The 11,541-nt window shown below is 62.5% G+C and carries 12 protein-coding genes; 9 read left to right on the forward strand and 3 right to left on the reverse strand.

The window, feature by feature from the left end; all coding sequences use genetic code 11:
- The first annotated feature begins 28 nt into the window (after positions 1–28).
- A complete protein-coding gene (locus UNPA324_RS15620; protein WP_128917651.1) occupies positions 29–751 on the forward strand; it encodes a GntR family transcriptional regulator in 723 nt (240 codons plus the stop codon).
- 12 nt (positions 752–763) lie between these two features.
- Here UNPA324_RS15620 and UNPA324_RS15625 read toward each other — a convergent pair whose 3' ends face one another.
- Positions 764–1,567 carry a DeoR/GlpR family DNA-binding transcription regulator gene (locus UNPA324_RS15625; protein ID WP_141935074.1) on the reverse strand — a complete coding sequence of 268 codons (804 nt, stop codon included), beginning with the start codon at positions 1,565–1,567 and terminating at the stop codon, positions 764–766.
- A 235-nt stretch (positions 1,568–1,802) separates the two neighbouring features.
- Between UNPA324_RS15625 and UNPA324_RS15630 the strand changes: the two genes are divergently transcribed.
- The 7 genes from UNPA324_RS15630 (at position 1,803) to UNPA324_RS15660 (ending at position 8,053) form a co-directional block, all read left to right on the forward strand.
- On the forward strand, positions 1,803–2,822 hold the full coding sequence (locus UNPA324_RS15630) for an ABC transporter ATP-binding protein (protein ID WP_128917649.1): 1,020 nt from the start codon (positions 1,803–1,805) through the stop codon (positions 2,820–2,822).
- A gap of 62 nt (positions 2,823–2,884) precedes the next feature.
- Positions 2,885–4,138 (forward strand): ABC transporter substrate-binding protein, encoded by a 1,254-nt coding sequence (locus UNPA324_RS15635; protein ID WP_141938886.1) that lies wholly within the window; start codon positions 2,885–2,887, stop codon positions 4,136–4,138.
- 45 nt (positions 4,139–4,183) lie between these two features.
- Positions 4,184–5,104: a carbohydrate ABC transporter permease gene (locus UNPA324_RS15640; RefSeq protein ID WP_128917749.1), complete on the forward strand. Its 921-nt coding sequence runs from the start codon at positions 4,184–4,186 to the stop codon at positions 5,102–5,104.
- Positions 5,101–5,910, forward strand: coding sequence for a carbohydrate ABC transporter permease (locus UNPA324_RS15645; protein WP_128917648.1), 810 nt, complete (start codon positions 5,101–5,103; stop codon positions 5,908–5,910). The genes UNPA324_RS15640 and UNPA324_RS15645 overlap by 4 nt, the downstream gene beginning before the upstream one ends.
- Positions 5,910–6,749: an endonuclease/exonuclease/phosphatase family protein gene (locus tag UNPA324_RS15650; RefSeq protein ID WP_141935075.1), complete on the forward strand. Its 840-nt coding sequence runs from the start codon at positions 5,910–5,912 to the stop codon at positions 6,747–6,749. Before UNPA324_RS15645 ends, UNPA324_RS15650 begins: the two co-directional genes overlap by 1 nt.
- Positions 6,750–6,752: 3 nt before the next feature.
- A complete protein-coding gene (locus UNPA324_RS15655; RefSeq protein ID WP_128917646.1) occupies positions 6,753–7,130 on the forward strand; it encodes an NUDIX hydrolase in 378 nt (125 codons plus the stop codon).
- Positions 7,131–7,486: 356 nt separating this feature from the next.
- Positions 7,487–8,053, forward strand: coding sequence for an OmpA family protein (locus UNPA324_RS15660; RefSeq protein ID WP_128917645.1), 567 nt, complete (start codon positions 7,487–7,489; stop codon positions 8,051–8,053).
- A gap of 114 nt (positions 8,054–8,167) precedes the next feature.
- Here UNPA324_RS15660 and UNPA324_RS15665 read toward each other — a convergent pair whose 3' ends face one another.
- Positions 8,168–9,100: a hypothetical protein gene (locus UNPA324_RS15665; RefSeq protein WP_246667174.1), complete on the reverse strand. Its 933-nt coding sequence runs from the start codon at positions 9,098–9,100 to the stop codon at positions 8,168–8,170.
- 73 nt (positions 9,101–9,173) lie between these two features.
- Here UNPA324_RS15665 and UNPA324_RS15670 point away from each other — a divergent pair, with 73 nt between their 5' ends.
- On the forward strand, positions 9,174–9,869 hold the full coding sequence (locus tag UNPA324_RS15670; protein WP_246667175.1) for a hypothetical protein: 696 nt from the start codon (positions 9,174–9,176) through the stop codon (positions 9,867–9,869).
- Positions 9,870–9,952: 83 nt separating this feature from the next.
- On the opposite strand, the gene UNPA324_RS15675 is transcribed toward UNPA324_RS15670, so the two are convergent.
- Complete coding sequence (locus UNPA324_RS15675) at positions 9,953–11,539, reverse strand: class I SAM-dependent methyltransferase (protein WP_181769406.1); 1,587 nt, start codon at positions 11,537–11,539, stop codon at positions 9,953–9,955.
- Positions 11,540–11,541: the final 2 nt, after the last annotated feature.

Genomic DNA, 11,541 nt, shown 5'->3' on the forward strand with positions numbered 1-11,541 from the left:
GGCGCGGCCCTGAATTCGTGAGGACGAGATGGAGTTGAGTTCCGACAGTCACGTCCCGAAATACGCGCAGATTGCCGACATCTTCCGGCAGCGGATCGCGCGCGGCGTCTGGGCCCAGGGGTTTCGTCTGCCGGCCAACGAGGAGCTGGCGGCCGAATTCGGCGTGTCGCGCGTCACGATCAGACAGGCGGTCGAGCTGCTCGCCCGCGACGGCGTGATCGAGGCGCAGCAGGGCCGCGGCACCTTCGTCACGGGGACGGTGCGGCAGGATCGCTGGCTCAAGGTCGAGACCACGCTATCCGATCTCGCCGACATGTACCGCGACACCTCGCCCGAGATCATCAACATCTCTGAAAGCCGCAGCGATGCGCCGCTGCTTCCCGAGGACGGCAAGCCGGCCGAAAAGTACGTCTTCATGCGTCGGCTGCATTCGCGACAGAAGCAGCCATACTGCGTCATCTCCATCTATCTCGACGAGAAGATCTTCCGCAGATCGCCGAAACGCTTTCGCAACGAGACCGTGATCCCGATCCTTAGCGATCTCAGGGATCCCGCCATCGCCAGCGCGCGCCAGACCCTGACGATTGGTACTGCGGATATCGAAGCGGCGCGGCTGTTGCGCGTCCCCCTGAACTCGCCGGTGGCCGAGGTCCGCCGTATCTTCACGACCCAGGACCGCACCGTGATCTATCTCGGCGAAGTCACCTATCGCGGCGACTTCGTGCGGATCGATATGGATCTGCGGCCGTAAAGCCATTCCGCTCTAGGTGTGGCCAAGACGCTCGAAATCTGCGCGAGCGGCGCGGGCTGTATGGATCAGACCGCCATACCCGTCGGCGATCGGCTGAAACGCTCCAGGCAATTGGTCATCGATGACGAGATGGTGGCAGTCGTCGAGATGGCCGCCTCGAACCGTCGCATTGCGCCCAAACTTGGTGATGTCGGCCACGAGCACGATTGTTCGCGAGTTGGCGGCGATGGATTGCCGTGCTTTGACTTCATCGACATGGAAATCGAGCAGCGTGCCGTCCTGATCAATCCCGCCGACGCCGAATATCCCGAAATCGGCGCGGAAGCCCGAGAAGAAGCGTACCGCGGCCTCGCCAATGATATCGCGGTCGAGTGGCCGCAGCGTGCCGCCCGCGATGCTGATCTCCACCTCGGGATTGTGCGCGAACGCCGCGGCGACGTTCAGGCTGTTGGTGATCACCCGCAGGTCCCGTCGGCGGGACAGTGCCTGCGCCACATATTCGGGCGTGGTGCCGAGCCCGATCATCAGCGACGTCCCGTCGGGGATGAGTTTGGCGGTCGCGTGCGCGATCCGCCGCTTGGCGTCGGCGTTCAACCTGTGCCTGCTGCCGTAGGCGAGGTTCTGGTTCTGGACGGGGAGGCTGACGCCGCCATGCACACGCCGGAGCAGTCCCTGATCGCAGAGCGCATTCACAAGGCGGCGAATGGTCTGCTGGGTGACGTCGAAACGCCCCGCAAGCTGCTCGATGGAGGCGAAGCCTTGCTCGCGCACGATCTCCAGTATGTGGGCCTGACGTGTCGTGGCGCTTTTGAGCATGGGCCCTCCGTTCTATCGAAAGTATCATTTGAACGACCAAGACGCAATTTTCTGTTTCACATGGTGTCATGTTATGTTCATATGAACATAATAGTCAGCCGCGCTGATGAATGCGCGGGGATCGAGGGAGGGACGCAATGGTCCGGTCTGCCGGCGGTGACCGGCTTTGCGGTGCTCCGTTGGAGCGAGCCGCAGCCAGCGCGCGTAGCCGCATCATGCTGAGAGCGAACCGGCCATGTCGGCGATCACGCTGAGCCATGTCTCGAAATCCTGGGGCGCGATGCGCGCCGTCGATGACGTCAGCCTGACCGCGGACGAGGGCTCGCTGCTGGTGCTGCTGGGACCGTCCGGCTGCGGCAAGTCGACCACGCTGCGGCTGATCGCCGGCCTCGAGGATGCCGATGGCGGCGCGATCGCGATCGGCGGCGTCGACGTCACTCACCTGACGCCGGCGCAGCGGAAGATCTCCATGGTCTTCCAATCCTATGCGCTGTTTCCGCATTTGAGCGTGGCCGAGAACATCGTCTTCGGTCTGCGCGTGCGGCGCGTGTCGCGCGCCGAGCGCGACGCCCGGCTCCGTCGCGTCGCCGACATCGTCGGTCTGGCGCATCTGCTTGAGCGCAAGCCGGCGCAATTGTCCGGGGGCCAGCGCCAGCGCGTCGCGCTGGGGCGCGCCATCATCGCGGAGGCGAGGGTCTGCCTCATGGATGAGCCGCTGTCCAATCTGGACGCCAAGCTGCGGCACGAAATGCGAACGGAAATCCGCGCGCTGCAACAACGCCTCGGCATGACCATGGTCTATGTGACCCACGATCAGACGGAAGCCATGACCATGGCGGACCGCGTCGTGTTGATGCGCGATGGCCGCATCGAGCAGAACGGCTCACCGGAAGAGCTCTATAACCGACCGGCAACGGCGTTCACGGCGCGGTTCATCGGCACCCCGCCGATGAATCTGGTGCGTCAGGGCGATCATCTCATCGGTATCCGGCCCGAGCACATCCGCATCGTGACTGGCGGAGATCATGCTGCGCGGGTCAAGGCTGTCGAGCATCTCGGGGCCGACAGCATCGTGCTGTGCGAGATCGATGGTCAGCCGATCTCGGTTCGATCAGATGGTTTCAGCAAGGTTCAGCCCGGTGAGGATGTCCGGCTGGCGTGGGAGGCCGGACACGAGCATCGGTTCGATCCGGTTTCGGAACGCCGATTGGAGGCTTCGGTCCAGGACGGCCGGCTGGCGACATCCGTCGGATAGCAGCGGCGGTTTCAGGTGGTCGGCGGTTAACAAGGGAGAGAGAGATGTTTGCGCGACGAACGATGTTGATGGCAGCCGCACTTGCCGTGCTCTCGATGGGGGCACGTCCCGCCGCCGCGGTGGATCTGACGATGTACTATCCGGTCGCGGTCGGCGGTCCCGTCACCAAGATCATAGACGATATGGTCTCGCGCTTCGAGAAGGACAATCCGGACATCAAGGTGACGGCGGTCTATGCCGGCAACTACACGGATACGATGACCAAGGCGATGACCGCCATGAAGGGCGGGCAGCCGCCGCAACTGTCGGTATTGCTGTCGACCGACGTGTTCACGTTGATGGACGAGAACGCCATCGTGCCGTTTGACGGCCTCGTCAGCGACAAGGCCTGGTTCAAGGAGTTCTATCCCGCGTTCATGGCGAACGGGCAGATCGACGGCAAGACCTGGAGCGTGCCGTTCCAGCGTTCGACCATCGTGCTGTACTGGAACAAGGACGCTTTCAAGGAGGCCGGCCTCGATCCCGAGAAGGCGCCGGCGTCCTGGGACGACATGGTCGAGATGTCGAAGAAGCTGGTCAAGAAGGATGGCGCCAACACGACGCGCTGGGGCGTCGAAATTCCCTCGACCGGTTATGCCTACTGGATGCTGCAGGCGCTGGCGATCGAGAACGGCCAGAAGATGATGAACGAGCCTGGCAACGAGGTCTATCTGACCGCTCCGAAGACCGTTGCCGCCCTCGAGTACTGGGTCGATCTCTCGCGCAAGCACAACGTCGCACCGGCCGGCAGCATCGACTGGGCGACGCTGCGCACCGATTTCCTCGAAGGCAAGACCGCGATGATGTGGCACACCACCGGCAATCTGACGGCGGTCAAGGATGCCGCGAAATTCCAGTTCGGCGTGGCCATGCTGCCGGCCAAGGAGCGGCGCGGATCGCCGACCGGCGGCGGCAATTTCTACATCTTCAAGAGCGCATCTCCCGAGCAGCAGAAGGCAGCGGTCAAGTTCGTTCAATGGATGACGGCTCCGGAACGTGCGGCGGAATGGAGCATGAAGACCGGCTACGTGGCGGTGTCGCCGGCCGCCTACAAGACGCCGGCGATGGAGGCCTACGCCAAGAGCTTTCCGCAGGCCATTGTCGCGCGCGATCAGCTGGAGCATGCGGTGCCGGAGCTCTCCGTCCACGAGAACGGCCGCATCTACAAGTTCGTCGGTGATGCCGTGCAGGCCGCGATCACGGGCGCGCAGAAGCCGCAGGAGGCGCTGGCCGCCGCGCAAGCGCAGTCCGACCGCGTCTTGCGGGCCTACAAATAGGGACGTGGCGGGATGGCGGATCGCCGCCATCTCGCCGGCTCACGAATGACCGACCACGCCGCCTCATCGCCGATTGTGTCGCGCCGCGCCGGATCGCAGGCGTGGTGGAATGCCGTGAATGCGTGGCTTTTGCTGTTGCCGGCCGCGGTCCTGCTGATCGCGTTCACGCATTTTCCGATCCTGGCGACGATCCGGCATTCGCTGTTCATCACGCGCCGGAACGGCACGGAAGCCTTCGTCGGCCTCGACAGCTATCGGGCCATGGCGGCTGATCCGATCTTCTGGAAGGCGCTGGGCAATAATTTCTGGTTTGCACTCGGCACGATCCCGACTTCGATTGCCCTGGCCCTGGTGATGGCGGTCTGGGTCAATCGCAACATGCGCGGTCGCGGCTTTCTGCGACTGGCCTACTTCACGCCGACCGTGCTGCCGATGATTGCCGTCGCCAACGTCTGGCTGTTCTTCTACACGCCGGATTATGGGCTGCTTGATCAGCTTCGCGGTCTCTTCGGCCTCGCCGGCTGGAACTGGCTCGGCGATCCCTCGACGGTGATGGGCTGCCTGATCGTCATGGTGATCTGGAAGGAAGCCGGCTTCTTCATGATCTTCTATCTGGCGGCGCTGCAGCAGCTCTCGCCGGACCTCGAAGAAGCCGCCTCCATCGAAGGCGCAAGCCGATGGTACACGTTCCGCCGCATCACGTTCCCGCTGCTGATGCCGACCACGCTGTTCGTGGTGATCAATGCGGTCATCAACTCGTTCAAGCTGGTGGATCATCTGGTCATCATGACCAAGGGCGGTCCGAACAACGCCAGCACGCTGCTGCTCTATTACATCTATGAGGTCGCCTTCACCTTCCAGGATTCCTCCTATGCGGCAACGCTCACCGTGGTGCTTTTGACGCTCCTGAGCGGGATCGCGCTGCTCAAGTTCGGCTATCTCGATCGCAGGATCCACTACCAATGAGGGGCCGGACCCACCCCGTCGAGGCCGTCGCAGCATGGCTTCTGGCTCTGATCTGGCTGGCCCCATTGGCCTATGCCTTCTGGAGCGCGCTGCATCCGGCCGCCTACGCCACGTCGTTCAGCCTGTCCGCCCCCTGGACGTTCGAGAATTTTGCCCGGGCCTGGAGGCAGGCGCCATTTGCCCGGTACTATCTCAACACGGTCGTGCTGGTGACGCTGATCCTGGTCGGCCAGCTCATCCTGTCGACGCTGGCCGCCTATGCCTTTGCGCGCTTCAAGTTCAGAGGCAGCGGCATCGCCTTCGCCCTGGTGCTGCTCCAGCTGATGATCATGCCGGACGTCCTGATCGTCGAGAACTACCGCGCGATCGCCAGGCTGGGATTGCTCGACACGATTCCCGCCATCGCGCTGCCCTATCTCGCGAGCGCCTTTGGCATCTTCCTGCTGCGGCAGACCTTCAAGAGCGTGCCTCAGGAGTTGGTCGAAGCCGCCCGCGTCGAGGGAGCGGGCCCGCTCGGAATCCTTTGGCGGGTCTATGTCCCGCTGGCCCGCCCCACCTATGTCGCCTTCGGGCTCGTCTCGGTCAGCTATCACTGGAACAACTTCCTGTGGCCGTTGATCGTCACGAACTCGGTGGAGGCGCGGCCGCTCACGGTGGGTCTTGCCGTGTTCGGCGCCCCTGAGACCGGCGTGGATTGGTCGGTGATCACGGCGGCGACCGTGATGACGATGGCGCCGCTGCTGATCGCGTTTCTGCTATTCCAGCGCCAGTTCGTTCAGTCGTTCATGCGGGCAGGTATCCGGTAATGAAGCTTGTCACCTGGAACATACAGTGCGGAAGAGGTTGCGACGGCGTCACCGATCTGTCGAGGATCGTTGCTGTCGCCCGGCAGACGCTCGACGCCGACGTGTTCTGCTTCCAGGAAGTGAGCGCCAATTTTTCGAGACTCGGCGATGGCGCGGACCAGAGCGCGCAGCTTGCAGCCCTGCTGCCCGGCTACTCCGCCATATTCCGGCCGGCCATCGAAACGCTAGATCGAGACGGCAGCCTTCACCGCTTCGGCAACATGACGCTGTCGCGGTTGCCGGTGTTGCAGATCGCCAATCACCTGCTGCCGTGGCCGGGCGCAGCCGGGGTGCGCAGCATGCGCCGTCACGCGCTGGAGGTGACGGTTCAGGCCTCGTTTGGCGCGATCCGCATCGTCAATACGCATCTGGAGTTTCATTCGGCCGCTCAACGCGAGGCGCAGATCGTGCGGTTGCTGGATCTGCAACAGGACGCGTCGGAGAGCCCCAGGCAGGCCGGCTCCCGGCACGATGAGCCATATGAAAGCCAGATTGTTGCTGCGTCGAGCCTGATGTGCGGCGATTTCAATTTTGACGTCACAGACCCCCAGCATGCCTTGATCGACCGTTCCGACCGTCCCGGTCTGAATTATCGGGATGCATGGACCGCCGATCGTCCTGGCCGCCCGCGCGTGCCGACCTGCGGCATCTACGACCGTGCGCAATGGGCCGACGGGCCCGACTGTCGCGACTTCATTTTCGTAACCGAAGATTTGATCAGTCACGTTCGCAGCATCGACGTCAACGAGGCGACCGACGCTTCGGATCACCAACCTGTTGCGATCGAACTGGCGGAATAGAGAATGGCGAAATCATCAAAACTTGTCGTCGCAAGGAAGGGCAGGGTGCTCCTGGTCAGACGGCGGCGCGACAAGCGCTGGATGTTTCCGGGCGGCCGCAGGCGAGCCGGCGAGAGTGAGAGAAAATGTCTCCGTCGCGAGATCATGGAAGAGTTGCCCAAACTCAGGCTTGGTGAGTTGAGGCTGTGGAAGGAAGTGAATGGCAAGAATCGCCAGACCGGCCGAAGGATGAGCGACGCGATCTTCCTGACCAAGAAGGCTTCGGGTCCATTGAAGATCGGCGACAAGAGGGAGATCGATAGGGCGGCATGGCGAAAGCCGCGAGGACTCAAACTGACGCCAACCTCACGCTACATTCGCGACAAGCTGTTTCCAACATAAACGAAGTTGGGAGATAACGGTAAGCTCGCCTGTAGTTGAGCCCGTGCTTCATCGGCGTGCCCGAGGTACCGACGCGGCGGCGCGCTGGAAAGGTCAAGCTGCGTGACGTGTTCCGCATGGCGCGGCCGAAGCCGAGGCAGGAGGTCGAAGCCCGCCCTGTTCTAGGCGGCAAACGACGGCGAGGGGCCGTCTCCCGATCTGCAGACCAAGCCAGCGATGTTGTGATTGCGGCCAGCACCTCGCCTTTGAACTTCCCCGACCGCTCACGTCACTACTAGTCAAAACCGTGGTGGGAGCCAGCGCTCTCTCCAGTGCTCTGCTTTGGACAAGCCACGCCAGCAACGGGAGAAATTGCCATGGGACGCGCGCCGCAACCCTTGCCTCAATACACGCCGCCGGGCCCGGTTGAACAGATGCCGAATTTGGGGGCTCCGGAACGACAGTGCACGGCGCTTGCCAAGGTGCGCAGCGCCGACGTGTTTCCCTACCAGGCCAATGAAGTTGCGACGTCCCGCACCGAGGGCGGCCATCTCGCTGCGGACGTCAGTCTGGTCCCGCCGGTCGGCAGCTGCCAATATCTCGTCATCTGGGATTTCGGCGTCGACTGGCGACATCTCAAGACCATCGCCAAGCGCGATCCGCTGCTGGCAGCGCAGCTCATGCGATTCGAGACTGACAAGTCGCTGCAGTTCCAGATCGTCGGATACAGTGACAGCACCGGCGGCGAACGGAACAACACCTTCCTGCGCACAGGTCGGGCCAGGAATGTCTTTCACCTGTTCGGCCCCAGCGCTCGCTCACGTGTCTTCTCCGTCAAGCCCGCTCCACACTACGAGTATCTGAAGGACAATACGACCGTGATCAACAGGGCCGCCAATCGAGCCGTGGTCGTCGAAATCTTCGTCGGCGGTGGGACGATCTAGCCGCCTTCCATGATGCGAACGGAATCGCGTCGAATGGACTCCGTCGGTCCGTGATCTCTGCAGATCCTCGGGCTTGAGATTTGTAGAGAAGCCAGATCCATTTCAGCGGGCGCGCTAGCGCTTCGAGCCGAGCAAATCGTGCGTCCCGCTGATGCTCACCGTTCCCGAGCACTCGAACCCGCCGAAAATTCCGCAGGAGCCGGTGACCCTGACGCGCAAGTCCTTGCGCCGGTACATATCGACCGAGAGTCCCAAGCGCGAAAAGTCGTTGGCGCTATTCGGCAGGATGAGGTCAATATGTTCGATTGCCCAATCCGGCAGATGTGGATGTGGGTTGCTCTTCCACCACAGTTCGTTGCCAGCGTGGTGCGCGAAGTTGGGCCCGACTGTGAGTGCGCCGTCCGCGCCCTCGAACACAAAGCCAGTTTCGTCGATGTGAACGTTCACCCGATCGGGTGCCACTGCGAAATGCAGCGAGGTAATGTCTTGTGGCTGCGGGTCCTTGCCGAATTGTGAGCTGTAGCCGTCGCTCCACTGTCCGCGATCGCGTCCAAGCCCGAAGCCGTGCCGGCCCGGAAGGTCCCGCGTTGAGAGTGGTCTGTCGGACAGCGTCGGACGCCAGATCTCCCGAAACCCCTTGCCGATCGTCGCAGCCATCGATAGATCGAGCGCCCAATGCGACGACTTCTCCGGGCTTTGTCCCTCGGCGAAAGCGTCGAATCCGTCCGGTGTCTTGGCAGTACGCAGCTGCCTGATCAGCTCGTCCCAATTCTTCGGCAGAAAAGTGACCCCGTCGAGCGTGGTCGTCGCGGCCGCAACGCCGTACTTCTCGAGCTGATGGCGGATGTAGGGCTTTTCGCCATAGAGGCGGACATTCGGGTCGGGCCCGGCGAAGTATTGCGTCAGATCGATCTGCGGCCGAAACATGGTCAGCCGCGCCGCGATCTTGCGGAAAGTGTCGGTCGTCGTCGGGTTCGTGGTCATCGCAGGTCCCCTCGAGTCGAGACTAGTCTCTGATTGGTCAGGCCGGGAGCGGTCCGGGTTCAATGCCGGCTCGCTCGATGATGCTGTGCCCGGCCCGGATCACTCGAAGTCCTTGTCGCGCTAATGCAGAGATTGTTTGAACCTGCCGATCGGAAACGGCGACCACCATCCGTGGGGTAGTGTGAACAGCGAGGACGATCAAATGTCGCTGCGCAGCAGGGTATTAGACGTACTCAATGGCCCGGCCGTCGCACGCATGCGCTTCCGGTTTCCGATCCGCGGCAGCCACGTGACGATTGCGCCGCAAACGTTTCATCACGTTGCCCGGGCGATCCGGCTGGGGCGGGTCACCGTCGCGGTTCCGACCGATCTCGCCGCGGATGTTGCCGCGCAATATAACGATGTCGCGCGAACCCGAGCCGACGGCACGGCGGTCGCGGCCAATACGCTGGAGGTCGTGTCGGCGACGGGGCGGCTGGACGAGGCCTATATCGTCCACGAGAGCCTGCATGCGGCATACGATCTGTTGCGTACCGGCCTTGATGCCAATGCGGAAGAGGCGTCTGCCTACGTCTGCACGGCGCTCTATTGCCGCATGACAGGCCTGCCCCGCCCTCGCTGGGCCAACGGGCCGATCTACGCCAATGCCGCAGAGGTCGCCCGAACGCTGCTGTCCCAGTATCAGAAGGGCGATCCCGGGATTCCCTGGGTCGGCGAGCATGAATGGAAGATGCTGCGCGCGGGCGTCGGCTTTGATCCGGTCTATCTCAGCGGTCCCGGCGGTATTCTCACGGGATGGCTCCTCGGCCAGCAATATACCCACGACGGCTAGAGTACCGGGGACCGCGTCCGTTTCAAGAAGGAGCTTCCGACTCCTGCCGTTCATCGCCAACGGAGCCCATGCACTCGAACGCATCAGGCGACCAGCAACCCCAGCTTGCCGACCACCGCAAGAGAGCGCCGAACGCCTTCTTGCGTTGACAGCAGCAATGGCTCGGCGGGCTGCCCGGCTTTATCCTTCTGGTCGATCCGGATGGTTGGGCCGAATCTTTCGGTCATTTCGGCCGTGATCTGGTCGATGGACCGCGCACCGTCGAGCAATTGCAGGAAATCCCTGGTTCGGTCGTCCTCCAACTGCACCGTTTGGTGGAGGAGGTTGGTGACGAGCGGACCTGTTTGCGCTTGTTTTCGCGCGAGCAGACTGGCCTGCGGATGCTCGGTCGCTTCCGTCAACAAGAAAGGACGCGACAGCAGGAACGAAATTTCGCCGCTGCAAGCCAGGATGAACATCGCCTCGGTCAGCGCCTTTTGGTCATCATCTGCCTGCCGGCCGCCAAGCAGCGCTCGGGCGCCATCGAGCAATTCGTCAAATGACAGCGCGCGAGGCCAGGCGCGGCCGAGACACAGGTGCGCGGCCTTCAAGAGCGGATTGGTCACGGTGATCCTGCTACCGTCCTCATTTTCGAATTCCATCGCTGAATCGTCGGTTACGCTGGCGTCCGGATCAACCGGGCTCGTCGTGCTCAGCAAATGGAACCGGGTGACGAAATCGAGGTCGATCTGGCGGGAGAGCGAGACGTTGTCGTGGCAGAGCAAGGTACGGCGAAAGCCGTTCCCGTCGATGAAATCCTGATACTGATCGCGCGCCATGAACTCGCTGTCCGGAAAGCGTTGCAACGTCGCGCGCACCTCCTCGGAATAGCCCGCCAGATAGCGTCGCGAGAAATCGGCGTCGCTGAGATATTGCAAACCATGAACGCCCGCGCGCTCGACAACTTCGTGCAGCAGGAAGGCCTCGGCGCCTTCGTCGAGATCGTCATGAAACAACAGCTCGTCGGGGGCCTTGAGGACGCGGTTGTACTGATCGCGCATAACCGCACCGTGAACCGAGCTGGCCTTCGAGCCCTCGCTCAAGAACTTCAGGATTGCGCGGGCCTGTCCTACTTTTTCTTTCATGCTGGTGAGGCGGCGGGTGTGATACCGCATCATGTCGCGCACCATGTCGCGCATATGTGAGAACGGGTGCGCGTTGTAGCTGACGTAACAGACCCCCTGCGGCGCGAGGTTCTGCTTGAAGATCGTCATCATCTTCTCGCGCACTGCCGGCGGCACCCAGGAATACACGCCGTGCGCGATGATGTAGTCGAATTGCCCGAAGCTTGCGTCGACATTCATGATATCGCAATGCAGGAGCTTGATATTGCTGAGGCCCAATGTGGCGACATTTTGCTGGCCACGCTCGATCGTCACGCGGCTCAGGTCGACACCGACGAACGTGCTGTCTGGATATTGAAAGGCCATCGGCAACAGGTTGCCGCCAACGCCGCAGCCGAGCTCCAGCACCCGGCAACGCTCGACGGGTGCCGGCTGCATGCCGTAAACGGCAGCTATGGTAGCAAGATGGTTCGGATGAGTGAGCCCGTAGACGTGGCCGGGGTAGTAGACCTCGTCGTATGGCGTGGGACCGGTGCTCGCCTGGCGATGCTCGGTTTGAATGTTCATCG

Origin of the sequence: Bradyrhizobium sp. UNPA324 (assembly GCF_006658635.1) — a bacterium.
GTDB lineage: Bacteria > Pseudomonadota > Alphaproteobacteria > Rhizobiales > Xanthobacteraceae > Bradyrhizobium > Bradyrhizobium nanningense.

Excerpts from the sequence above, each read along its gene's own strand:
- UNPA324_RS15640 (WP_128917749.1), top strand. The coding sequence starts at position 4,184 with ATGACCGACCACGCCGCCTCATCGCCGATTGTGTCGCGCCGCGCCGGA.
- UNPA324_RS15645 (WP_128917648.1), top strand. The coding sequence starts at position 5,101 with ATGAGGGGCCGGACCCACCCCGTCGAGGCCGTCGCAGCATGGCTTCTG.
- UNPA324_RS15620 (WP_128917651.1), top strand. The coding sequence starts at position 29 with ATGGAGTTGAGTTCCGACAGTCACGTCCCGAAATACGCGCAGATTGCC.
- UNPA324_RS15650 (WP_141935075.1), top strand. The coding sequence starts at position 5,910 with ATGAAGCTTGTCACCTGGAACATACAGTGCGGAAGAGGTTGCGACGGC.
- UNPA324_RS15625 (WP_141935074.1), bottom strand. The coding sequence starts at position 1,567 with ATGCTCAAAAGCGCCACGACACGTCAGGCCCACATACTGGAGATCGTG.
- UNPA324_RS15630 (WP_128917649.1), top strand. The coding sequence starts at position 1,803 with ATGTCGGCGATCACGCTGAGCCATGTCTCGAAATCCTGGGGCGCGATG.
- UNPA324_RS15660 (WP_128917645.1), top strand. The coding sequence starts at position 7,487 with ATGGGACGCGCGCCGCAACCCTTGCCTCAATACACGCCGCCGGGCCCG.
- UNPA324_RS15635 (WP_141938886.1), top strand. The coding sequence starts at position 2,885 with ATGTTGATGGCAGCCGCACTTGCCGTGCTCTCGATGGGGGCACGTCCC.
- UNPA324_RS15675 (WP_181769406.1), bottom strand. The coding sequence starts at position 11,539 with ATGAACATTCAAACCGAGCATCGCCAGGCGAGCACCGGTCCCACGCCA.
- UNPA324_RS15655 (WP_128917646.1), top strand. The coding sequence starts at position 6,753 with ATGGCGAAATCATCAAAACTTGTCGTCGCAAGGAAGGGCAGGGTGCTC.